The sequence below is a fragment of the Streptomyces sp. NBC_00045 genome (assembly GCF_045041095.1).
Taxonomy (GTDB): domain Bacteria; phylum Actinomycetota; class Actinomycetes; order Streptomycetales; family Streptomycetaceae; genus Streptomyces.
Window position 1 is genome coordinate 93,827 of sequence record NZ_CP108272.1, and the last position, 22,050, is coordinate 115,876.

Annotated in this window: 17 protein-coding genes; 4 read left to right on the forward strand and 13 right to left on the reverse strand. The window is 75.3% G+C overall.

Annotated features, from left to right (window positions below):
- Nucleotides 1-27: 27 nt before the first annotated feature.
- The 4 genes from OHA65_RS36555 to OHA65_RS36570 all read left to right on the forward strand — a co-directional run bounded on the left by OHA65_RS36555 (nucleotide 28) and on the right by OHA65_RS36570 (nucleotide 5,515).
- The gene (locus OHA65_RS36555; RefSeq protein WP_327286145.1) at nucleotides 28-1,866 is read left to right on the forward strand and encodes an acyl-CoA dehydrogenase; all 1,839 of its coding nucleotides are present in this window, start codon (nucleotides 28-30) and stop codon (nucleotides 1,864-1,866) included.
- 440 nt (nucleotides 1,867-2,306) lie between these two features.
- A complete protein-coding gene (locus tag OHA65_RS36560; RefSeq protein WP_405763657.1) occupies nucleotides 2,307-2,771 on the forward strand; it encodes a 4'-phosphopantetheinyl transferase family protein in 465 nt (154 codons plus the stop codon).
- Nucleotides 2,772-2,937: 166 nt separating this feature from the next.
- Nucleotides 2,938-5,187: a peptide synthase condensation domain-containing protein gene (locus tag OHA65_RS36565; RefSeq protein WP_331736267.1), complete on the forward strand. Its 2,250-nt coding sequence runs from the start codon at nucleotides 2,938-2,940 to the stop codon at nucleotides 5,185-5,187.
- A 106-nt stretch (nucleotides 5,188-5,293) separates the two neighbouring features.
- Entirely contained in the window at nucleotides 5,294-5,515 is a 222-nt protein-coding gene (locus OHA65_RS36570; protein WP_327286148.1) for an EF-hand domain-containing protein, read from the forward strand.
- 100 nt (nucleotides 5,516-5,615) lie between these two features.
- Here the strand turns inward: OHA65_RS36570 and OHA65_RS36575 are convergent, their stop codons facing one another.
- The 13 genes from OHA65_RS36575 to OHA65_RS36635 all read right to left on the reverse strand — a co-directional run bounded on the left by OHA65_RS36575 (nucleotide 5,616) and on the right by OHA65_RS36635 (nucleotide 21,961).
- On the reverse strand, nucleotides 5,616-7,979 hold the full coding sequence (locus tag OHA65_RS36575) for an Orn/Lys/Arg decarboxylase N-terminal domain-containing protein (protein WP_327286149.1): 2,364 nt from the start codon (nucleotides 7,977-7,979) through the stop codon (nucleotides 5,616-5,618).
- A gap of 203 nt (nucleotides 7,980-8,182) precedes the next feature.
- Entirely contained in the window at nucleotides 8,183-9,625 is a 1,443-nt protein-coding gene (locus OHA65_RS36580; protein WP_327286150.1) for an MFS transporter, read from the reverse strand.
- A 134-nt stretch (nucleotides 9,626-9,759) separates the two neighbouring features.
- Complete coding sequence (locus OHA65_RS36585) at nucleotides 9,760-11,046, reverse strand: MFS transporter (RefSeq protein ID WP_331735041.1); 1,287 nt, start codon at nucleotides 11,044-11,046, stop codon at nucleotides 9,760-9,762.
- A gap of 24 nt (nucleotides 11,047-11,070) precedes the next feature.
- Complete coding sequence (locus OHA65_RS36590) at nucleotides 11,071-12,375, reverse strand: insulinase family protein (RefSeq protein ID WP_327286152.1); 1,305 nt, start codon at nucleotides 12,373-12,375, stop codon at nucleotides 11,071-11,073.
- Nucleotides 12,372-13,694 carry a pitrilysin family protein gene (locus OHA65_RS36595; protein WP_327286153.1) on the reverse strand — a complete coding sequence of 441 codons (1,323 nt, stop codon included), beginning with the start codon at nucleotides 13,692-13,694 and terminating at the stop codon, nucleotides 12,372-12,374. Before OHA65_RS36595 ends, OHA65_RS36590 begins: the two co-directional genes overlap by 4 nt.
- Nucleotides 13,691-14,221 (reverse strand): GNAT family protein, encoded by a 531-nt coding sequence (locus OHA65_RS36600; protein ID WP_327286154.1) that lies wholly within the window; start codon nucleotides 14,219-14,221, stop codon nucleotides 13,691-13,693. The genes OHA65_RS36595 and OHA65_RS36600 overlap by 4 nt, the downstream gene beginning before the upstream one ends.
- Nucleotides 14,218-15,168, reverse strand: a complete 951-nt coding sequence (locus OHA65_RS36605; protein WP_328765493.1) for an AAC(3) family N-acetyltransferase — start codon at nucleotides 15,166-15,168, stop codon at nucleotides 14,218-14,220. Before OHA65_RS36605 ends, OHA65_RS36600 begins: the two co-directional genes overlap by 4 nt.
- Entirely contained in the window at nucleotides 15,155-17,152 is a 1,998-nt protein-coding gene (locus OHA65_RS36610) for a prolyl oligopeptidase family serine peptidase (RefSeq protein ID WP_327286156.1), read from the reverse strand. The genes OHA65_RS36605 and OHA65_RS36610 overlap by 14 nt, the downstream gene beginning before the upstream one ends.
- Nucleotides 17,152-18,696 (reverse strand): TfuA-like protein, encoded by a 1,545-nt coding sequence (locus OHA65_RS36615; RefSeq protein WP_331736272.1) that lies wholly within the window; start codon nucleotides 18,694-18,696, stop codon nucleotides 17,152-17,154. Before OHA65_RS36615 ends, OHA65_RS36610 begins: the two co-directional genes overlap by 1 nt.
- Nucleotides 18,693-19,889, reverse strand: a complete 1,197-nt coding sequence (locus tag OHA65_RS36620) for a YcaO-like family protein (RefSeq protein WP_327286158.1) — start codon at nucleotides 19,887-19,889, stop codon at nucleotides 18,693-18,695. Before OHA65_RS36620 ends, OHA65_RS36615 begins: the two co-directional genes overlap by 4 nt.
- Complete coding sequence (locus OHA65_RS36625; protein ID WP_327286159.1) at nucleotides 19,886-20,824, reverse strand: JmjC domain-containing protein; 939 nt, start codon at nucleotides 20,822-20,824, stop codon at nucleotides 19,886-19,888. Before OHA65_RS36625 ends, OHA65_RS36620 begins: the two co-directional genes overlap by 4 nt.
- On the reverse strand, nucleotides 20,824-21,687 hold the full coding sequence (locus OHA65_RS36630) for a JmjC domain-containing protein (RefSeq protein WP_327286160.1): 864 nt from the start codon (nucleotides 21,685-21,687) through the stop codon (nucleotides 20,824-20,826). Before OHA65_RS36630 ends, OHA65_RS36625 begins: the two co-directional genes overlap by 1 nt.
- A gap of 100 nt (nucleotides 21,688-21,787) precedes the next feature.
- Nucleotides 21,788-21,961, reverse strand: coding sequence for a hypothetical protein (locus tag OHA65_RS36635; protein WP_159044106.1), 174 nt, complete (start codon nucleotides 21,959-21,961; stop codon nucleotides 21,788-21,790).
- Nucleotides 21,962-22,050: the final 89 nt, after the last annotated feature.

Genomic DNA, 22,050 nt, shown 5'->3' on the forward strand with positions numbered 1-22,050 from the left:
CGGACGAAGGAGCTGATCTCCGCCATCATGGCCACCACCGAGACCACCACGCGTCCCGAGAGCGGGCCCGCCGGCCCGGCCGCACGCCACGCGGCCGGTCGTGTCGCCGGTCGCGTTGTCGGCCGCGCCGTCACCAGCGTTGCCGGCCGCGCCGCCGAGGAGACCGAGGCGCTGCGCCGGGCCGCGCGCCTCGAAGCCCTGTTGGGCGACCCGTACGATCCCGCGAACCCGCACGGCCTCGGCGCCCTGTTCGCCGCCGACGAGCGCCGCGAGCCGCCCGCGGCCACCGAGCGGCTGCTCGTCGGGGCGGGCCTGGGCGCCGAGTTCGTCCCCGCCGAGTTCGGCGGCCGGCTCACCCGCGCCGATCTGCTCGTCAAGGTGCTGCGTCCCGTCTTCCGCCGCGACCTCGCCCTCGGCTTCGGGTCCGGCATCACCTCGCTGTTCGCGACCTCCGCCGTCTGGGTGGCCGGCAGCACCGCCCAGCGCCGGGCCGCCGCGGACGTCCTGCTCGGCGGCGGGCGCGCCTCGATCGTCCACCACGAGCTCGCCCACGCGAACGCCATCCTGCGCGACGAGTTCACCGCCCTCCCGCGCCCCGGCGGCGGCTTCTCGCTGAGCGGCCGCAAGGACGTCATCATCAACGCCGCCCGGGCGGACGCGTACGTCGTCTACGCCCGCACCGACCGCGCCCGCAGCCCGCTCAGCCACTCCGTCCTCCTGCTCGACCCGGACGAGCTCACCGCGGCCGGCGGCCTCACCCGGCTGCCGCGCGTGCCCACCGCCGGCATGCGCGGATCCCTCTTCTCCGGACTGCGGTTCACCGACTGCGAGGTCCCGGAGGGCGCCCTCGTCGGCCGGGTCGGCGAAGGCGTGGCGCTCGCGCTGCGCACCTACCAGGTCAACCGCTGCGTCATCTCCGCGACCGCCGTCGCCGCCGCCGGCACCGTCCTGCACTCCGCCGTGCGGGCCGCCACCACCGGCCGCAGCCGTCCCGTCGCCCGCCGCTTCCACAAGCCCCTCGCCGGGGTCTTCGCCGACCTGCTGGCCTGCGACAGCATGGCCACCGTCGCGCTGCGCGCCCTGAGCCTGCTGCCGGACCGCACCCATGTGCTCGCGGCGGCGGTCAAGTACGTCGTCCCCGACCTGCTCCGGGAGAGCCTGGAGGAGCTGGCGGCCGTGCTGGGCTCGCGCGGCTACCAGCACGGCACCCCCGAGTACGGCGCGCTGGACAAGCTCTCCCGGGACCTGCCGGTCGCCGGGCTCGGGCACGCCGGGACCGCCGCCTGCCAGGCCGTGATCGTGCCCCAGCTGCGCGCCCTGGCCGAGCGGGCCTGGTTCAAGGAGGAGGAGCCGCCGCCGGAGCTGTTCCGCTCCGCCGCGAGCCTGCCGCAGCTCGACTACCGGCTCCTGGGCATCGCCGACGGCGGCGACTTCCTCGCCGCCTCGCTCGTCGGGTCTGCCGCCCGGCTGGCGGAGGTCCGCGGGGTCGGCGGCCAGCTCGCGGTCCTCGCCGACCTCGCGGAGGCGTTCGTCATCGAACTGCGGGCGTTGCGCGAGCAGTGCCGGGCGATCCCGCAGGGCGCCGCAGCCCTCGCCGACCCGGCCTGGTGCGTACTGAGCGACCGCTACGCGCTGGTGCTCGCGGCGGCGGCGATCCTGGGCACCTGGGAGGGCCAGGACGGCAGCGAGCCGTTCCTCGCCTCACCGGCCTGGGCCGTGCTCGCGCTGACCCGGATCGGCGGCCGGCTGGGCATTCCGGTGCCGGAGCTGCCCGACGACTGCCTCGGGCAGGTGCTGGAGGAGCTCGTACGCCGCTACCGGGCGGGCCGCAGCTGCGACCTCGACGCCACCGAACTGGCCCAGTGAGCCGAGGGGACACGCCGATGAACCGGCACGACCAGTACGACCAGCGTGACCCGTACGAGCGGCGCAACTCACCGTTGCTGAGCGTGCCCGTACACGCCGCCGGGCCCGACGGGCCCTGGGCGGAGGTGGCCGCGGGCATGGCCCGCACCGGCAACGCCTGCGTCCACACGACCTGGGACGAGTGGCCGGCCGAGCCGGCCTCCGGGGCCGCGCTGCGCCGCCTGCTGGGCCGGGACTGGGCGCGCTACCGGGACACGGCCGACGCCACCGCCCGGCACCGCTTCGTCGCCTCCCGGCTGGCGATCCGGTACACGGCCGCCGCCGCGCTGGGCACCGGGCCGGCCGAACTCGACCTTTCCTACAAGCCCGGTGGACGCCCGTACCTGCGCGGCTTCGACCAGATCGACCTGAGCCTGACCCATACCGACGACCTGATCGCCGTGGGCATCAGCCGCAACGGGCGCATCGGCGTCGACACCGAACCCGCCGACCGCAGGCTGGCCTTCGAGCTGTTGCAGGAGCAGGTCTGCACCCCGGCCGAGCGCGCCGAGCTCGCGGCGCTGGGGGAGAGCGGGCGGGCGGCCGGGATGCTGCGGCTGTGGACGCTGAAGGAGGCGTACACGAAGGCGCTCGGGCTGGGCCTGCGGATGGGCTTCTCCGAGTTCGGCTTCGCCACGGCGACCAGCGGCGAGACCGGCCTGCTCGCGCCCGACGGTTCGCCCGCCACGCACGGCGAATGGGCCTTCGGCACCTACCCCGTGGCCGGACGCTACCTGCTCAGCGTGGCCTGCCACGACGCCGGGCTGGACACGTCTCGGGACAGTGCCGTGGCCACCATGCTCGACGAGGGTTTCGTGGCCATGGTGTCGGCGGCGCTGCTGGCCCCGGCCCTGCCGGCCCGCTGAACGCGCGGAAACCGGGCAGGTTCCACACGGAATTTGCCAAGTTCCATGTGGAATTAGACAGTCCGATGCCTGAGGCATGTTGTTTGACCAGCTTTTGCCTTATCTTTGACCCCGGCTTGACTAGCCCGTTCTGGAGGCGCTTCCACGGCATGCAGGGGGAGGGGAGATGGACGACGCCATCACCGTGGTGATCGCCCCGGGCACACCACCCGCACTCGACCTGATCGGGCCCCTCGACGCCCCGCTCATGGCCACCGCCCTCGTCCTGGCGGCGCCCTGCGGGCCCAAACTGCACCGCCACACGGCGACCCACCACACGCTCCACTTCACCTGCCGACCGGGGGACCGGCCCGCCGACCGGCCCGCCCTGGCCGGCCGGCTCGCGGACCTGCTCACCGCCCCCACGGCGCGCGACGGCCGCCCGGCGCGGCCCGGCCCGCTGGCCGCCCTGCCCCAGCAGCCGGCACCCGGCCGGGCCGCTCGCCTCGCCGGACCCGCCGCCGGGCTGCCCGCCTCCGCCCGCCAGCGCGAGGTCCTCCTCGACCTCATGACCGCCCCGCCGGGGCCGCAGCTGCACGTCGGGCAGCTGCACCTGCGCTGGTACGGGCCGCTGGACCGGGGCCGGTTCGACGCGGCCTGGCAGTCCGTCACCGACCGCGAGGCCGTCCTGCGCGCCGCGTTCGCCCCCGGTCCCGGCCGCGGCGGCAGCGGTCCCGTCGTCAGGGTGCACGAGCGCGTCGAAGCCCGGGTGCGGCACGACCCGTACGAGCCCGACCGGCCGGCCGACTGGCCGCAGGTGCTCCGCAGCGAGCGGGAGCAGCCCTTCGAACCGGGGCGGCCCGGCCCGCTGCGCATCCGCCGCGTCGACGGGGAGCCCGGAGCCGACGGCCCCGACGCCCGGATCGCCCTGACGTACCACCAGGCCCTGCTCGACGCACGGAGCGTACGGGCGCTGCTGCGCGCCTTCCTGTGGGCGTACGCGGCCGACGGCCGCCCGGCAGGCGGCGAACGCCGCCCCGGGCTCCCCGACCACCTGCGCTGGCTGGCCGGGCAGGACCCGGGCCCGGCCCGGGAGTTCTGGGCCGGGGCGGTTCCGCCCGCCGGGGCCCGCACACTGCCCGCGACACCGACACCGACACCGACACCGACACCGACACCGACACCGACACCGACACCGACACCGACACCGACACCGACACCGGCTGCGGCTCCGGACCCGGGCCCGGGCCCGGCTCCGGTTGCGGCTTCAGGGGAGGGCGGCGGCGGGTACGGTCACGCCCGGGAACGGCTCAACCCCTCCGAGGCGGCCCGCCTGCGCGGATGGGCGGCCGTGTGCGGAGTCCCGGAGAGCACCGCCCTGCACGCCGCCTGGGCACTGCAACTGCACCGCGCGGCCGCGGCGACCGGCAGCGGCCCCGCACCCGGCCCCGTCGCGTTCGGGGTGACCGTCTCCGGGCGCGGCATCCCGCTCGACGGCGCGGACCGGCTCCCCGGCCCGCTCGGCAACCCGCTCCCGCTGTCCGTGGACGTGGACCCGAAGGCTCCGCTGGCGCGGCTGCTGACCGACCTGCGGGACCGGGCACTGGGCCTGGCCGCGTACGAGTGGGTCTCCGCCGGTCAGATCCGGCAGCAGGCCGGCCGCCCCGCGCAGCCGCCGCTCACCGAAACGCTCCTCACCTTCGTCCGGCCGCCCGCCGCCGTCCGGCCGCCCGGCGGCGCCGAGGACCCGCTGGACGGGGAACTGGCCGCGGCGGACGTGCGCGTGGCCCCGCCGGAGACCGTCGAGGCGCACACCGGGCTGCCGTTCGCCCTGACCGCCCGCCACGACCGTGCGGGCGCCCTCGTACTGACCGCCGACAGCGACCGGGCCCGCCTGACCGACGCCGAAGCCGCCCGGATCCTCGCCCAGACCGCCCTGCTGCTGCGCGGGCTCCCGGAGGCCGACCCCACCCGGGCCACCGTCGCCGACGCACTCGCGCTGCTCGACGGCCTGCCCGTACCGGATGCGGCAGCCGTACCGTACGGGGCCGCGCCCGCCCTGGTCACCCTGCGCCCGGCCGCGCGTCCCGGTGCCGGGACGGTACTGCTCGTACCGCCCCCGGCCGCCCCGCAGGACTGCTACGCGGCGGTGGCGCGCGCCCACCGGGGCCCGCAGGCGCTGGTTACCCTCGACGCCCCGGCCGGCGCCACGGCCTGCCTCGCGGCGCTGCGGCCGCTCCTCGCCGCGGCCGAACCGCTGCTGCTGGGCTGCTTCTCCGGCGGTGGAGCCGTCGCGTACGAGGTGGCCGAGCGGATCGGCGCCCACGGCTGGAGGGCCCCGCTGGTCTCGATCGGCGGCACCACCGACAGCACCCCGACCTCGGCCCGCGACCTCGCCCGGGCCCTGTCCGCAGCCACCCGCCAGGAGTCCTCGTAGGCCGGTCCCACGCGTGGCGGCAGTACACCCGTACGGGTGGCCGGTGCGGGGCTTCCGGAGCGGATCTGCCAGGGTGGGGGGCTGTGTGGACCTTCGCGGTCCTGTGATGCGAGAGGGGAACGTCATGACCGAGGCCGAACTCAGGGCACTGTTCGACGAGATCGACACGGACGGCGACGGGCGGATCAACATCGTCGAACTGGCCGAGGGGTTCAAGGCCGAAGGCGGCCAGGGGCACCTCGCGGAAGAGGTCAAGAAGGCCATGGCGGCCGACGCGAACGGCGACGGCGTCCTCGACTTCGAAGAGTTCAAGACCCTGCTGAAGTAGCGGTACCGCGGACGCCCCCGTCGGTCCTGCACGGGCTGCCGGAGCCGGTCGTCACCTCCCGCCGGGCCCGTGTCGGCGCGCCGCCGCAGGACACGGCCGACTACGGCGCCGGGCGGACGCATTCGATCAGGTAGTCGCCGTTCTCGGGGTCCACGGTCACCCCGTGGGCCTCGCTGTGGAAGCCGGGGAAGGCCCGGTCGAAGGCCTCCAGGGCGCGCAGGTACCGCAGCAGCGGACCGTTCGGGGCGCCGGTGGACTCGCCGGGCATCAGCACGGGGATCCCCGGCGGGGTCACCGTCACCATGGCCGCGGCCACCCGCCCGGCCGCCTCGGCCAGCCGTACGCGCTCGGTGCCGCCCCGGACCAGCAGCTGGTAGCAGTGGCGCGGCGGCGCCACCGGCTCCGGAAGTTCCTGGAAGGCCGCGTCGAGGGCGTCGATCAGCTCGGCGCGGGTGAGGTGTTCGTGCATCTGCCGGCACAGCGCGCCGAGGGTGGTGCGGCCGTAGCGGCGCGGGAACCGCGCGACCAGCTCCGGCAGCACCCGGTCCAGCGGGGCGTCGGCGTCGTGGAGGGCCTTGAAGTCCATGAGGGCGTCCATCAGGGTGCCCCACTTGCCCTTGGTGATGCCCATCGAGAAGAGGATCAGCGCGGTGTAGCTGTCGGTCTTCTCCACGACGATCCCGCGCGCCGCCAGATAGGCGGTGAGGATCCGCGCCGGGATGCCCAGGTCGCCCCGTTCGCCGGTGGCCGTCACCCCGGGGCAGGTCAGGGTGACCTTGACCGGGTCCAGCAGGCAGTAGCCCTCGCCGAGCCCGGCGAAGCCGTGCCAAGCGGCGTCCGGTTCCAGGTGCCAGCACGAGGGCTCGCGGCTCAGTAGCGACGGCGGTGCGTCCGCGAACGCGATGCGCGCGCCAGTGGCCGGATCGGTGACCGAGTCGGGCTGCCACACGCCGAAGAACCACTCCGGCCGGTCCCCGGCGGCGGCGATGCGGCGCCCGGTCCGTACGACGGCCTGACGGAAGCGGATGGCTTCGGTCACGGCCTCGTCGATCAGCCACTGTCCCTGCGGGCCGTCCATCATGGCGGTGGCCACGTCCAGGGAGGCGATCGCCGGATACAGCGGGGAGGTCGTGCCGTGCATCATGAAGGCCTCGTTGAACCGCTCGTGTTCGACGGGGGCCCGGGGCGCCGAGCGGACGTGGACCATCGCGCACTGGGAGAGGGCGGCCAGCAGCTTGTGCGTGGACTGCGTCGCGAAGACCGTGGGCCTGCCCGGCCCCGCAGCGGCGTCCGGGTCCGGGTCGCCCTCCGGGTCCGGGAAGGTGTCCGGTCCGACGGCCATGCCGTAGCGGCCCGCGTACAGCGGATGGAAGCGGGCGTACGCGAACCAGGCCTCGTCGAAGTGCAGCCGCGGCGTGCTCGGCGCCAGCGCCCTCGCCGCCGCGACGGTGTCGTAACACAACCCGTCGTACGTGGAGTTGGTCACCACCGCGTACTGGGCCGCGGGGGACAGCGCCGCGGCCGTGAGCGGGTTCGCGGCGATCCTCGCGGCCACCGCCGCCGGCTCGGTCTCGGCGGGTGGCAGGGGGCCGGCGAGACCGTAGCCGTTGCGGGTCGGTACCAGGTAGACGGGGCGCGCCCCGGAGATCACCAGCCCGTGCAGCACCGACTTGTGGCAGTTGCGGTCCACGAGCGCGATCTCGTCGTCCGTCACGCTGTAGTGGCCGACCATCCGGTCCGCGGTCGAGTCGCCGTGCAGGACGAAATAGGTCCGGTCGGCGCCGAAGACGCGGGCGGCGTTGCGTTCGGCCTCGCCGATCGGACCGCTGTGCTCGAAGAGGGAGCCGAGCTCCCCGACCGAGATCGACAGGTCGGTGCGGAACAGCCGCTCGCCGTAGTAGTCGAAGAACGCCCGTCCGGCGGGGGACTTGAGGAAGGCGACCCCGCCCGAGTGGGCGGGGGTGTGCCAGGAGTACTCGTGGGAGTCCTCGAACCGGCGCAGTGCCTTGAAGAACGGCGGCAGCAGGTCCCGGTGGTAGCCGTGGGACGCCGTCGCGACGCGGCCCGCGATGAAGGACGGAGTGTCCTCCAGCGGCCAGATGTAGCCGACCACCGTTTCCGAGACCCACAGCGGCAACCGCTCCAGGTCCTGGTCGGATTCGTCCGCCATCACCAGGAAGACCGGCAGGTCCTTGAAGCGCCGTCCGATGTGCCGCAGGACCTCCCCGCCGCCGCCCTCCTCGACCGCACCGCCCGCCGTGCGCGGCAGGTCCCAGGCGATCACGGCCGCGGCGAGGCCCGCCTCGGTCTGCAGGGCGGCCCGCGCGTCGCGGGCGCTCGGCGCCCAGCGCAGCTCCAGGCCCTTGTTCTCCAGTTCCTTGCCGATGCGGCGCAGCTGCTCGGCGCTGACGCCGCCGCCCATCGGGTTCTCCCGCAGTGCCAGCAGGACCGTTCCGTTCGTCATCACTCGCGCCCCCGTGCCCAGGAGTACGGCCGCCCGTACCGGGGCACAGTCTCCCGAGCCTCGGGGCGGCGCCGCCGGCTTCGGGCCGGACTTCACCCGTAGGTGGGCGTGGCGGTGCACTGACGTGACCCGGACCCGGACCCGGAACCGGTCCCGAACCCGGACGGCTGCCGGTCCGCTCTTCGCCGCCGGTCCGTCGTCGGTCAGGCGCGGCGGCGGGGGCGGAGGGAGAGGGCCAGCAGGAGGGCCGCTCCTGCGAAGGCCGCGCCCGCCGTGAAGCCCGCGGACATCGTCTCGGAGAAGTCGGAGTGCCCCGAGGACGCCGTCACCATCAAGGCGATGCACAGGGATCCGCCCACCGACTGGAGGGCGTTGAGCACGGACGCCGCCGAGCCCAGTTCGTCGGGGCGCAGGCCCGACGTGGCGAGCACGGTCGGCGGGATCACGCAGAACGCCATGCCCGCGCCCAGCAGGACCAGCGCGGGCAGCACCCCCGTCAGGTACGCGTCGCCGGGCCCGAGGGCCGCCAGCCACAGGTTCTCGACGACCAGCGCGGCCGTGCCGATCGCCATCATCGGCTTCGGGCCGATCGCCCGTTCCACCCGGACGGCCACACCGGCCATGGCGGCCATCGTCACCGGCACCGGCAGCAGGCCGAACGCCGCCTCCAGCGGGGACCAGCCGTGGTGCTGTTGGAAGGACTGGCTCAGGAAGAAGTACGCCCCGATCAGCGCGCCGGGCAGGACCAGCATGCTGGCGAAGGCCAGGGCCCGGTCCTGGTCGCGCAGCAGCCCGAGGCGGACGATCGGCTGGGAGGCGCGCCGCTGCGTGGCGACGAACACGGACAGCAGCACCAGGCCGGCGAGCAGCGGACCGGCGACGAGCGCGTCGGTCCAGGGGTGTTCGGCGGCCTGCGACAGTCCGTACACGAGCGAGGCGGCGCCCAGCGCGGACAGGAGCGCGCCGCGCAGGTCGAAGCGGCCCCGGATGCGCTCGGTCTCCGCGATCACCCGCGGCGCGAGCAGTACGACGGCCAGGCCCATGGGGACGTTGAGCAGCAGCACCCAGCGCCAGGATCCCGCCGAGGTCAGGGCGCCCGCCAGCAGCAGGCCGCCGGCGGTGGAGGCCGCGCCCACGGCGGTGCAGACGGCGATGGCCCGCTTGCGGGCCGGTCCCTCGGCGAACGTGCTCAGCATGAGCACGAACCCGTTGGCCGCGGCGAACGCCGCGCCGGCGCCCTCCACGGTGCGTACGGCGATCAGCAGTCCACCGGTGGGGACCACCGCCCGGACGGCGGCGGCGGCCGTGAACAGCGCCACGCCCGCGACGAAGACCCGGCGCCGCCCCAGGATGTCCCCCGCCCGGCCGCCGAGCAGCAGCAGGCCGCCGAACGCCAGCAGGTAGGCGCCGATCACCCAGGACGCGGCGAGCGCCGACAGCCCCAGGTCGGCGCGGATGCCGGGCAGGGCGATGTTCATGATGGGGTCGTCGAGCTGGATCATCGCGTTGCAGCCCGCGATGACCGCGAGCGCCGGCCCGGGGCGGGCGGGGCGCGCGCCGGACGGTGCGCGTCGGTCAGCCGCCGCCGTGGGGGCCGGCGCATCGGCCCCGGCCGTGGCGGGACGCTCGGATACGGACGCGGACATGCGCTGCCTCCCGTGGTGCACTCGAAAACGGGTCGAAGTGGAGTCCCCACGCTCCCAAGGGCCGCTGGAGAAGTGCTGCAGTGCGCAACGAGGGAGTGGGGACGGGTTGACGGGGCGCGTTGACGAGGCCGGGTTCAGGACGCGGCCGGTGCCTCGGCCGGAGTTGCGGCCGGAGTTGCGGCCGGCTCCTGCGCCGGGGCGTCCTCGCGGCGGTCGGACGTCCGGCGCGCCCAGGCCACGGAGGGGCCGATGGCCGCCGTACCGGCCAGGAAGACGGCGCCCATCGCCAGCCAGCCCAGCGAGTCGTCGACGGACACCAGGAACGACACCACGGCCGGGCCCAGCGTGGCCTGGACGACCACGTGCAGGTGGAAGGCGCCCAGGTACTCGCCCCGGTTCGCGTCGGGGGCCAGGCCGAAGCCCAGTCCGAACCCGCTCGCGGACTGCCACAGTTCGGCCGCGGTGAACATCAGGACGGCCACGATCGCCGCGACCCCCGTGAGCCAGGACCCGGTCCAGCCGGCCACCGCGAGCGCCGCACAGGCCGCGACGCTGACCAGCCCGGCCTTGCGGGCCGCGGCGACGGCGCCGTCCAACGTGTCCGCGCCCTTGGCGGCGGCGACCTGGCACAGCACCACCAGCACCGTGTTCACCGCGAGGATCAACGGCACCACTCCACGCGGCAGATCGGTGGTGCGCACGATCCACAACGGAATGCCCACCAGCAGGACCGCACTGTGCAGCGCCAGCAGGCTGGACGCGCCGATGACGCTCAGGAACGGTCGGTCCCGCAGCACCTTGAAGTGTCCGCCGCCGCCCGCGTTCGGCCGGGCCTGCGACGCGGGCAGCCGCAGTACCAGCGCCGCGGCCGCCAGGAACGTCAGGCCGTTGCCGAGCGGCAGCAGCTCCAGCCAGCCGCCGCCCAGCCCGATCAGGGCGGCCGAGGCCAGGGCGCCGCCGGAGAAGCCGACGTTGAACAGGGACCGCAGCGCCGCCCGCGCGGTGACCCGGTCGGACTCCGGCACCAGGTCCATGATCAGCGCGCCGAAGGCGGGCCCGCAGCCGAACTCCAGGGCCCCGATGGCGATCACCACCGGGAAGAACGTCCAGGCCGACCCCACCAGCGGGTACAGCACGTACAGCCCGGCCAGCAGCGTGAGCAGCACGGCCAGCATCTGCCGGGCCCCGAACCGGTCGGCGACCCGGCCCAGCAGGATGCTGGAGACGAACCCGCTGAAGCCGGCGAGGGACAGGCCGAGGCCCACCGTCGTGACGGGCAGGCCCGCCACGACGACGAAGTACACCGCCGAGCCCGCCATGAACAGGCCGCTGCCCAGGCTGTCGACGAAGTGCAGTGCGCCCAGGGTCCGCGCAGGGCCCCGCAAGGAGGCGAAATTGCCCTGGAGGAAGGATTTCAGCACGGCAGGTCCGATCGTCGCATGCGGTCAGGAGAGGGGGAGGGGGCGCACCGGCGGCAGGCCGTCGGCCGGGCCGGGGGCCACCAGCACGCCGGTGAGGCCGGGTTCCAGCAGGTACGTGCGGGCCGCGCGCGCCACGTCCGCGGCGGACAGCGCGCGCACCCGGTCCTCGTACCCGCCGAGCCACTGCGGGGACAGGCCGCTCACCAGCGTCCCGGCGAACACCGAGGCCAGCCCCGAACGGGACGAGCAGGCCATGGCCATCGAGCCCACCGTGAAGTTCTGCGCACCGAGCAGCTCGCCGGTGGAGAAGGCCCCGGCCGCCAGCCGCTCCAGCTCCTCGTCGATCAGTACGAGGGCCCGCGCGGCGCCGTCGGGCCGCACGTCGGCCTCCAGGGTGAACGCGGCCGAGCCGCCCAACGGGTCGAGGACCGCGCGCGGGGCGTACGAGAGCCCCTCGCGCTCGCGCAGCACCGCGGTGAGTCGGCTGCCGAAGTAGCCGCCGAGCATCAGCACGGCCACCTGGAGCGCCGGATAGTCCGGGTGGACCCGGCCCGGCACGTGGCCGCCCAGCCGGATCAGCGTCTGCGGCACACCGGGGGAGACCAGCGTGGCCGTGCCGCCCGCCGGGCGGCGCGGCGGCGCGGCGGCGGTCCGCGGGGCGAGCCGCGGCGGGGCGGGCAGCAGGGCCCGTGCCGCGTCGAGGAGTGCGCCGGCCGGTCCGCGTCCGACGACCACGGCCCGCCGGGCCGCGACGGGGGCGCCGGCCAGGAAGGCCCGGAGGGCTTCGCCCGTCACGCCGGGCAGGCGGGCGGCGGTGGCCGTGTGCCCGTACGCGTGGCCGCCGTACACGGCGGCGAGGAAGCCCGCGCGGGCGACCACCGTGGGATGGCGTTCGGCGGCGGACAGCCGGGCGGCCACTGCGGCCCGGGCCCGGTCGACCCGTTCGGCGCCGAACGGGCCGACCGCGCCCGGGTCTGCGGGGCCCGGGCCCTCGGGGCCCAGGCAGGCGCCGATCCGTGCGCACACCTCCGCGAGATCGCCGGTGAAGGAGCGGGCCGAGACCACGATCCGGTCCGGGCGCGCCTCCGCCCGTACGACGGCCAGCGCGCCGGCCGCCTCCTCCAGGGCCTCGCGCAGCGCCTCGGCGGCCACGTCCACCTCGGTGGCGTGTGCGGCCGCGGGGCCCGGAACCAGCGGCAGCAGCAGCCGGGCCTCGGCGAGGTCCCCGGTGCCGGCGCGGTCGACGGCGACGAGGGTGCCGCGGTCCAGCTCGTGCTGCCGGTGGGCGGGCGCGGTGAAGTGCGGTACAGGGATGGTGGTGGCCGTCATGCCGGGGCTCCCGCGGTCGTGGGCTTCGGTTCCGGTACGGGCTCTGCGGCCACGGGGAGGCTGGTGATGCGGGCTGCCGGAGCCGTCGCGTACACCCCGGCGAGGCGGGCCACGTCGGTCGCCGACACGGCGTCGACCGCGGCGGGCAGTCCGGCGAGATGGCCCGGGTCGCCGTGCACGGCCGCGCCGACGACCAGCCAGGACGCCTGGCCGGCCACCGAGTCCAGTTCGGCGTGCAGGTGCATCGCCAGCCGGCGGCGCAGCGTCGCCAGCGGGCCCTCCACCGGCAGGGAGCCGTCGGCGATCCGCGCGAACACCGACCGCAGGCAGTCCTCGGCCGCATCGGGGGAGGTGTCCACCGGATGCGGGAACTCCACCGCGAACAGCGAGGCGCGGGCCACGTCGAACGGGTTGCCCGTCCGGTTGACCCGGGCCCGGAACGCCCCCCAGGGGTGTTCCCCCGCGCCGTGCCGGGCGCAGTCGCCCCCGACGGTCTCCAGCAGCTCGCTCAGCAGTACGGTCGCCAAGTGGTCCGCGGGCGCCGCCTGCGGGTCCGGCACCCGCCAGCCCAGCACCGTACGGCCCGCGGGCGCGACCTTCTCCGCGCGCCGCCCGTACCGGCCGCCGGTCAGCGGGGACTCGACGGCCGGCTCGCGCTGCCAGGTGGGCCGCGCCGGCACCGGGCCGAGCAGCCGCTCCACCAGCTCCCGCGCCCGGTCGGGGTCGAAGTCGCCGACGACCGCGAGGTGGATGTTGCCGGGTGCGTAGGAGCGCTCGAAGAAGGTGCGCAGCTCCGCGGCGCCCAGCGACTCCAGTGCCCCGATGTCGCCGTAGCCGTTGTGCCGGTTCTCCCAGGTGTCGTGCAGGAGCTCGGGGAGGTCGAACAGGACCAGGCCGCCGTGCGGGCGCTGGAGCACGTTGCGCCGGATCTCCGCCTGGACGACGGCGATCTGGCCGCGGACGTGCTCCGGGCTCAGGTCCGGTCCGGTCAACCGGTCCCGCTCGATGCGCAGCCCCAGCTCCAGCCCGTCGGCGGGCAGGATCTGCGTGTACTGGGTGTGGTCGGCGGAGGTCCGCGCGTTCATCGTGCCGCCCATGGCCGTCACCGCCGCCGTCAGCGGCCCGTCGGCCGTGGAGCCCTGTACGAGGACGTGCTCCAGCAGGTGGGCCGCGCCGGCGACGGGCTCGTTGCGGAAGCCGGTCCCCACGTGCAGGCAGGTGGCGACGACCTGGCAGCCGGGCAGCGGCTGGAGCAGCACCCGCATTCCGTTCGCCAGCGTCAGGTCCGTCAACCCCGTCGACCCCGTCAGCTCCGTCATGACCTCTCCTCGTCGCCGCGCAGGATCGAGAACAGCACCTGGTCGTGCCACCGGCCGCCCCGCCACTGGGCGGCGCGCAGCACGCCCTCCCGGGTGAACCCGGCCTTCTCCAGTGCCCGCTGCTCGGCGAGGTTGCGCACGTCCGTCCAGGCCTGCACCCGCTCCGCCCGCGTGTGGGCGAACAGGTAGCGGGCCAGCTGCTGCTGCGCCCGCGTGCCGAAGCCCCGGCCGCGGGCGCCCGGTACCAGGCCGATGGCCACCGTCCAGCAGAACGAGGTGTCCGTGCGGCCCCACGTCGACTTGAACCACTCCACGCGCCCCACGGTGTCCCGTCCCGCGACCACGCTGAGCACCCCGCCGTCCGGGCCGAGGAGCCCGTCCTCCGCGTGCCGCCTGCGCAGCCGCAGGGCGGACGTGAAACCGAACCACTGGAAGGCGCCCGTCCCCTCCTCGCCGGTGAAGGCGGTCTCGAACAGGTCCAGGTCCTCGCCCGTGACCGGGCGCAGCAACACTCCGCCGGCGGTCATACGGGCACCCCCGGAGCCGGTTCCGGCCGCAGTTGCGGTCCACGGCCGCAGACCAGCGGCGGCAGCGGCAGCGGGCCGTCGGCGTCGACGACCTCGCGCCAGCCGGGCGGGGCGATCCCGCGCCGCAGGTCCCGGTGGCCGGGCAGCCAGCCGGCGGCGAAGTCCACCAGGGGGCGCAGGGGCACGGCCCGGCACACGGCCGTGCCGACGGCCGTCCGGGCCAGCGGGCCGCCGCACGCCTCGTACTCCGTGCCCATCCGGTCGAAGTCGCCCTCCCAGACGAGCAGTTCGGGCACCTCGTGCCAGCGGGTGCCGGCCGGGCCGGGACCGGGCAACGGCCACAGCCCCTCTCGCCGCCCCGGATACGCGGCGGCGTACTCGGCCAGGTGCAGCGCCGTGCACTTGTCCCAGCCGGTACCGAGCATCAGGACCGTGGCGTCGAGCCGCCACAGCTCACCCAGGGGGCTCTGCGACGACAGCCGGTACGCGTCCGGATGGGAGCGGGTGATCTCCCGCGCCCGCGGCCCCTCGGCCACGAACGACACGTGCGGGTGCGGCGAGCGAAGACTGCCCGGCAGCGCGCGCAGCAGCTCCGGCAGCACGCCCATGGTCCGCGAGACCGGCGTGCGCAGCGGATCGAAGACCGGCATCCCGGCCGCCGCGGCGGCCGGGTCGGTCCTCACCAGGTCCGGGGCGCGCCAAGTGGCGGGATGGCACAGCTGCGGGGTGAAGGCGGGCATGACGAGCGTGCCGTCCGGTCCGACGGCCTCGCGCAGGGCCTCGTACACGGCCTGCGCGCCGCCCACCACGAAGCCGAAGGCGCGCAGCGAGGAGTGCACGACGGCCACGTCGCCGGGGCGGACGCCCAGGGTGGTCAGTGCGTCGGCGAGCTGCCGCCGGGTGACCACGGTGCGTTCGGTGGTGCGCCCGGTCTCATGCCGCGTCATCGAGGCCTCCCATGGCCAGTTCGGCGAACCGCGCCGCCAGTTCACCCGTCAGCTCGTCCGCGATTTCGCTGCCCGCCTCGCCCGCGAGCGCGCTCGCGCAGGCCGTCAGCACCCACCGGTACCAGGCGCGGATGTTGCGCGGCCGGCTCAGCGGATGCGCCTCCGAGCGGAAGAACGCCACCTCCGAGCGGACGCCCTGGCGCGACAGCTGCCGGTGGACGCGCAGCGTCTCGGTCGGCGGCACCAGCCCGTCGTGCATGCCGTGCGAGAGCAACACGCGGGTGCCCTCCGGCACGGGCCGCACCGGCAGGCTGTTGTCCCGGTAGCCCGCGTGCTGCGCCGAAGCGGGCTCGCCGTACTCGCGCAGCCACTGCCAGCCGACGTCGCTGCTCTCCGCGACCTGGACGAGGTCCAGCGGCGCGGCGTGCGAGGCGATCAGCCGCGGTCGCAGCGCCGCGGCCGTGCTCAGCGACAGGTAGCCGCCGAAGCTGCCGCCCATCAGTGCCAGTGGCAGCTCCGCCAGGCCCGTCTCGGCCCGCAGCTGCTCCACCTGGCGCACCGCCACCGCGGCGATCCCCGACCGCCAGTTGGCCCAGCCGCCCGGGACGGCCGACACGTAGCCCAGCGACATCGGGGGCTCGATCAGCGCCACCGCGTACCCGGACGCGACGAACGGCCACGGGTTCCACCGCCAGGACCACTCGGTCCAGCTCTTGAAGGGACCGCCGTGGAAGAACACGACCAGCCCGCGCACCGGTCCCTCGGCGGGCCGGCACAGCCAGCTCGCCAGCGCCCCGGTCGCGCCGGGCACGGCCTGCCGGTGGTACGACAACGTGCCCGGCAGCGGCGGCCGTTCGCTGGCCTCCACCCGCTCGGTGTGCCCGTCCGCCAAGGTGACGACGTCGACCGCCGGGGGCGTGTCCAGCGCGGACACCAGCACCGCGACCCGGCCGCCGCGGACCTGCACGCTCTCCGCGGACGCGGCGAGCGGGACGTCGCGCCAGCTGTCGCGGGCCGGTTCGTACACGTACAGCCGGCGCCGCGGGCCGTCCTCGGCCGTGCACACGAGCCGGCCGGGGCCGTCCCAGCCGACCGGGCGCTGCCAGGTGCCGGCCGGGGCGTCGAGCACGGCCAGCTCCAGGGTGCCCGGGCGGACCAGGCAGGCGGACTGCACGGGCGGTGCGTCGTTCGCAGGCACCGAGGTGCCGAGGTAGGCGACCTGGCCGCCGTCCGGGTCCGCCACCGGGTAGCAGAGGTCGATCCCGTCGAAGAGGAGGCTGCGCTCGGTGGCGCCGTCCTCGGCGCGGACCGCGAGGAGGCCGAACCGCCGGGTTCCGTCGGGGCGGTGGTGGGCGAGGCCGAGCAGCAGGGTGTCCGGTCCCGACCAGGCGGCCTCGCCGGTGAGGGAGGCGCCGTCCGGCACGGTGACGGGCAGGTCGCGGCCGGCGGCGTCGGTGGTGCCGACGTCGACCAGCCGGATCTGCCAGTCGCCCTCGGGCCGGCGGACCGCAGCCAGGCTCGCGTCCGCGCCCTGCGACCAGACGGCGTCGGACCCCTGGAGCAGCCCTTCGGGGTGCGCGCCGAGGGGGCCGGCCGTACGGATCACACAGGCGACCGTGGCGGTGCCCGGCCGCAGGGCCAGGGTGGCGATCTCGCCGGCGACGTGCTCCACGACGCGCTCGACGACGTCTGCGCCGTCGTGGGCGGACCGGAAGGTGACGGCCCGGCGGCGCACGTACAGGAAGCCGCCCGGGACCGCGATCGTCTCGCCCGGCTCGGTCACCGACCAGTCGGCCGCCCAGGTCCCGGCGGGGCCGCGGCGGTATCCGACCAGCGTCGGGACGAGCGAGCCGAAGCCGTCCGGGGCGTCCGCGCGCAGCAGCAGCCGTCCCTCGCCGTCGAAGGCGGCGACGGCCTTGGGGCGGGGCTCGGCTGCGAGCGCTTCGACGAAATCGGTGGCCGGGGTGGGTGTCGTGGGGGTCATCACGCGGCCGCCCTCTCGGTGAGCAGGGCGACGAGCGCCGGGTTGAACGCGGCGGCGAGCCGGGCGGCTTCGGCCTCGTCGCGGAAGCCGCGCTCCAGGGCGCACAGCCGGTACTCGTGCGGGTGCTGAGCACCCCACAGCCGGCGCAGCAGTGCGTGCCAGTGGGCGGGCGGTACGGGCGGCGGGCCGGCCGGGGTCGCCAGGCGCAGGCACCACTGCTCCAGCTCGGCGGGCCCGGTGCCGCCCAGGGCCTCCGGCGGCAGGTCGGCGTACACGAGCCGGCCCGGGCGCAGCCGGAACGTACGGGTCAGCAGCCGGTCCTCGGCGGACCAGTGCGCGGTCGCGGCGGTGGGCCGGGCCAGTCGTGCGTCGGGCCGGGTCGCGGGCGCGAACCCGGCGGCGCCGAGCAGGGCGCCGGAGGCCGCGCCGGCCGGCAGGCTGACGGCGGCCGCCGCCATCCGGCGGGCGTAGGCGCGGTGCCGCTCGGGGAAGTCGGCTTCGAACAGCTGGAGGCAGGCCAGGGCGTGCCGCGACCCGACCGCGGACCCCGGGCGCAGGGGCCGCCGCTCGAAGGCCCACTCGCTGCCGTACGAACTCTCCCAGACGGCCCCCGCCGCCGGGACGCCGGCGGCGAGCTCGGGTCCCGGGGCGGACCCTCCGGTCGAGCCCGTGGCGGTGGCGGCTGCCCGGCCGATGCCGGCGCAGGGCCCGGTCACCGTGCCGGCGGCGGACCCGGCTTCGGGCGGCTGCTCGGCGGCGGGTGCTCGGCCCGGGTCCGAGGCGGTGTTCCGGACGGCTTCCGGGCGCCGGCCGCCGGCGGGCCTCGCGGCCGCGTCCGCGGCGGCCTCACGGGTCGGGTCGGCGGCGGGGCCCCAGCCCGAGTCCTTCGTGGGGGCCGCGCGTTCGGACTCAAGGAGGTGGAGGGCCGCCAGGGCGTCCTGGGTCTTGACGTCCCCGTGGTCGGCCAGGTGGTCGACGAGCCGCTGCATGGCGGGGCGGGCGGGGCCCGCGTGGTGGAGGAGCGCCCGTTCGGAGCGCTCCGTGAAGTGCAGGGAGTCCGCCACCTGCCGGATCCGCGCCGCCTCGGCGGCGGAGAGCCGACCGGCGGCCGTCAGTTCCGCGACCGCATGCCGGACGGCGACCGTCGCCACCGTGAGGCGGCGCCCTCCGTCGCCGTCGGCGGCATGCAGCACGCCCACGTCGGCATCCGCGACCAGCTCGCCGCAGCGGGCCGCCGTGTACACGTGGCCGAGGCCGCGCATGCCGAAGCCGGCCAGCTCCGCGGCGCGCAGCGCGCCCAGGCTGGCCGTACCCGCGACGCGCACCCCGAGGGCGAGCACCGCGAGGATCTCCTTGTGCCGGATCGGCGCGAAGTGTTGGTAGACGCCGTCGATGACGAGCACCTGGTCTCCGGGCCGCAGGTCCAGCGCGAACAGGTCGCCGTGCCGGATCGGCGGCAGGTACGTGAAGGAGCCCTCGGGCCGTTCGGACGGAGCCAGCGTCGGGCCCACGAAGGCGATGCGGCGGGGTGGACGGGCTGTCACACGAAGCTCCTGCTGGTGAGTTCCTGCGGGCGCGGGTGTTCGAGTACGAGGCCGAGACCGGGGGCGAAGACCTGCACGACGGCGGGCCACGGGCGGCCGCCCGGCGTGAGGTCCACGGCGATGACGGGCCGCCGGGTGCGGTCGTGCACGGCGTCGACGAGTCCGTCCAGGACCTCGTCCAGGGTGCGGACGGGCGCGGCTCCTGCCGCGGGCAGCGGTTCGCTGCGGCCCGGCACCGGGCGCGGCCGTCCGGCGGGGGCGCCCTGGAGCCGGAACGTCCATTCGGGGATGTCGTCCCGGCCGCCGCTGATCGTCGAGCCGCGGCTCTGCACGGCCTCCAGCAGCGCCCGTTCGGCTGCGATCGCCGCATCGGTGTGGCAGCCCGACCCGGCGAAGACCTGCCACATCTCCGGCTGGGTCAGCCAGCAGGTGTACGTGTACGTACCGGGCAGCGACGGGATCCGCTCCAGCACGGCGTCGCCGCCCGCCTCGCGGATCCGCTGCACGACCGGCCCCAGCCGGTCGCCCAGGCCGTCGGGTTCCACCCGTACGGCGTCGGCGTCGCCGAGGCGCGCCAGCGCATCGCGCTCGCACAGCTCCAGCAGCCCGTGCAGCGCGGCCTCCACGTGGTCGTTGCCGCCGGCCAGGCCGTTGGTCGTCGTCACGAAGGTGCTCGGCTGCCACTGCCCGGCCGCCCAGCCGCGCAGGCCGACGGCCGCCGCGGGCAGCAGGGCCGGGGCGCCGGCGACCAGGTCCCAGCCCGCCACCCAGTCGAGCTCCGTACGGTCGTCGGCCAGCGAGACGGGGTGCAGGGACAGTTCGGCGACGCCGTAGCCCGGCTCCACGTCCCGGGCGCTGCCGTGCGCGACGGTCTCGGGACGGGCCTGCTCGGACGCGGCCACCTCCAGCGACTCCATCACCGCGGAGATCCGCGCCGACGCGTGGTCGATGCCCTTGCCGGCGCTGGCCACCAAGGTGGCGGCCGCGGGCCGGATCGCGGTCCACACGGGAGTGCCGAGGGTGTCCAGACCGGTCAGGTCGGCCACCCGCGTGATGCCCCGCTCGGCGAGCAGCGGTGCCAGCCGGGCCCAGGTCTGCTCCGGGGTGGTGCTGCGCAGGGTGCCCCGGGTGACGGCTGCGGGTCCTCCGCCGGTCAGCCAGGGCGGACGTCGGGAGGCCCGCAGCCGGTTCACCGGTGCTCCCTGCGCAGGGTGACGGCGGCCTGCGTGACGGCCTTCTCGTTCGCGTCGGCGAGGTGGGCGAGCAGGGCCTCGCGCAGCAGTTCCGTGCGTTCGGCGGCGGAGTGCCGGTGGTGGTCCTCTTCGAACGCGGTGAAGCGCGGGTCCGCCATGAACGTGGCCAGCAGGACGTTGGCGAGGTTCTCGGCGGTCGGCTCCTCCACGGTGATCGCGATGTGGATGGAGTTGCCCTCGCGGGCCGTCGCGTAGTGCGGCGTGCCGTGCGGCATGTAAAGGACGTCGCCCGGGCGCAGGGTGACCTCGACCCGCTCCTCGTCGGCGATCGGGCCCTCGTGGATGGTCGAGTCGCTGGTCGAACCCGGGTGGATGCGGCCGAAGACCCAGTCCTTGGTGCCGCAGACCTGGAGGACGAAGACGTGCGCGCCGTCGTAGTGGGCCTGCATGGCGGTCTTGCCGGGCGGGCTCAGGAAGACGAAGGACTCCAGGCCGCCGCGGAAGTGCGGCTGCATGCCCTGCACGAGGGTGCGGATCCGCGGGTGCCAGTGCTCGGCCTGGTTGAACTTGAAGGTCGCCCCGGCCTCCCAGTCCTTGTGGATCTGCTCGGCCCGGATGAAGCCGGTCAGGTCGTGGCCGACCACGCGCCGCTTGGTGGACATGTCGCTGATCGCGGTGCGCACGCCCTCGTTGAACACGGTGAAGTACGGCCGGGACAGCAGGCCGCACTCGACCTCGTCCCACATCTCCTGCTCGGTGATCAGGCCGGACAGGTCCGTCTGCGCCCGCAGTACGACGGGCTGGTTCGCCCAGTGGTCCCGGAAGAACACGGCGGGGTCGCCCACCAGATGGTCCAGGAGCGTGGGCACCCCGTCGGAGGCCGGCGCGGTCGCCGCCCCGGAGCGGGCCTCGGGGGTGTGGGTCGTGACAGTCATCAGCCGATCGCCTCCCGCATCGTGTCCACCGCCGTGCGCGTCCATCGCGCGCCGTCCAAGTTCTTGGCCTGCTCGTACAGGGCCTTGCGCACCGCGCTGGTCCGCTCGTCCAGCGGGCGCTGGTGGAAGTGGTGCACGAGCTCGGGCTCGTCCTCCAGGAAGCGCTGCAGGAACGCCTCGACGAGGTTCTCGGGGGTCGGGTCGGTCAGCGTGAACGTCAGGTGCAGCGAGGGTCCGTCGACGGCGACCGCGTCGTGCGGCCAGCCGTGCGGGAGGTAGAGCACGTCGCCGGGCTCCATCGTGAACACGTGCGTCGGGCGGGACGCGTCGACGTCCAGGCCCGCGCCGGCCCCGACCTGGTCGGGCTCGGCGTACAGGTGCCACTCCTTGCGGCCCTCCAGCTGGACGGCGACCACGTGGGCGGCGTCGCGGTGCGGGAGCATGCCGCGCGACTCGTCCGGCGTCCAGAAGACGTACGAGTTCGCCGCGACGGGCAGGAACTCCTCCAGCCCGCGGGCGATGTCGCGGGTCTGCCGGTGCCAGTCCTGGAGCTGGTTGAGCTTGAGGGTCGCGCCGCGGTCCATGTGGCGGCGGACGGCGGCCGGGTCGGGGAAACCCTCCCGCTTCTGACCGATGACGTCGCGCACCGACGTGTACGAGGTGACGGGAGGAACTTCGCCGTGCTTCAGCAGCGTGAAGTACGGCCACTTCAGCAGGCTCGCGTCGAGCCAGCGCTCGATGTCGGCGGAGCCGAGCAGATCCGACACGTCCACGGCGTTCTTGAGGATGCGGTGCGAGACGCCCCAGGCGTCTTCCAGCAGCCTGTCGCGGAGCGTGGCAGTCAGGGAAGCGGCTGCGGTCATGCGGGGAGCCAGCCTTTCGGTCGGGAGGGGTCTCGGGATCAGAGGCGCCCGGGAGCGGGATGCTCCCGGGCGGCCTTCTACCTGCTGACTTGCCGAGCGATCAGGCCTCGTTGATCTGGCTGAGGACCATCATCGGGGCGTCGTACGCCTCGTCGTTGCTGAGGACCGCGGCCTTGGCCGGGTCGATGACGCCCTCACCGGCGAGGCGGGCCTCGGTCGGGTTGGCGACGAGCTCGGTGTCGTTCAGGTTGTTGAGGACATCGCGCAGGGCCATGGGAATACCTCCTCGGGTGCGCCACCGTGAGTCGGTGGCGACTTGTTAACAGCATGTTCATGGCAACTTGACGCGCCCTTACGCGCGGC

What these genes read in the sequence shown, in the direction of transcription:
- OHA65_RS36555 (WP_327286145.1), top strand. Translation starts at nt 28, where the DNA reads ATGGCCACCACCGAGACCACCACGCGTCCCGAGAGCGGGCCCGCCGGC.
- OHA65_RS36565 (WP_331736267.1), top strand. Translation starts at nt 2,938, where the DNA reads ATGGACGACGCCATCACCGTGGTGATCGCCCCGGGCACACCACCCGCA.
- OHA65_RS36570 (WP_327286148.1), top strand. Translation starts at nt 5,294, where the DNA reads ATGCGAGAGGGGAACGTCATGACCGAGGCCGAACTCAGGGCACTGTTC.
- OHA65_RS36575 (WP_327286149.1), bottom strand. Translation starts at nt 7,979, where the DNA reads ATGACGAACGGAACGGTCCTGCTGGCACTGCGGGAGAACCCGATGGGC.
- OHA65_RS36580 (WP_327286150.1), bottom strand. Translation starts at nt 9,625, where the DNA reads ATGTCCGCGTCCGTATCCGAGCGTCCCGCCACGGCCGGGGCCGATGCG.
- OHA65_RS36590 (WP_327286152.1), bottom strand. Translation starts at nt 12,375, where the DNA reads ATGACGGCCACCACCATCCCTGTACCGCACTTCACCGCGCCCGCCCAC.
- OHA65_RS36595 (WP_327286153.1), bottom strand. Translation starts at nt 13,694, where the DNA reads ATGACGGAGCTGACGGGGTCGACGGGGTTGACGGACCTGACGCTGGCG.
- OHA65_RS36600 (WP_327286154.1), bottom strand. Translation starts at nt 14,221, where the DNA reads ATGACCGCCGGCGGAGTGTTGCTGCGCCCGGTCACGGGCGAGGACCTG.
- OHA65_RS36605 (WP_328765493.1), bottom strand. Translation starts at nt 15,168, where the DNA reads ATGACGCGGCATGAGACCGGGCGCACCACCGAACGCACCGTGGTCACC.
- OHA65_RS36610 (WP_327286156.1), bottom strand. Translation starts at nt 17,152, where the DNA reads ATGACCCCCACGACACCCACCCCGGCCACCGATTTCGTCGAAGCGCTC.
- OHA65_RS36625 (WP_327286159.1), bottom strand. Translation starts at nt 20,824, where the DNA reads ATGACTGTCACGACCCACACCCCCGAGGCCCGCTCCGGGGCGGCGACC.
- OHA65_RS36630 (WP_327286160.1), bottom strand. Translation starts at nt 21,687, where the DNA reads ATGACCGCAGCCGCTTCCCTGACTGCCACGCTCCGCGACAGGCTGCTG.
- OHA65_RS36635 (WP_159044106.1), bottom strand. Translation starts at nt 21,961, where the DNA reads ATGGCCCTGCGCGATGTCCTCAACAACCTGAACGACACCGAGCTCGTC.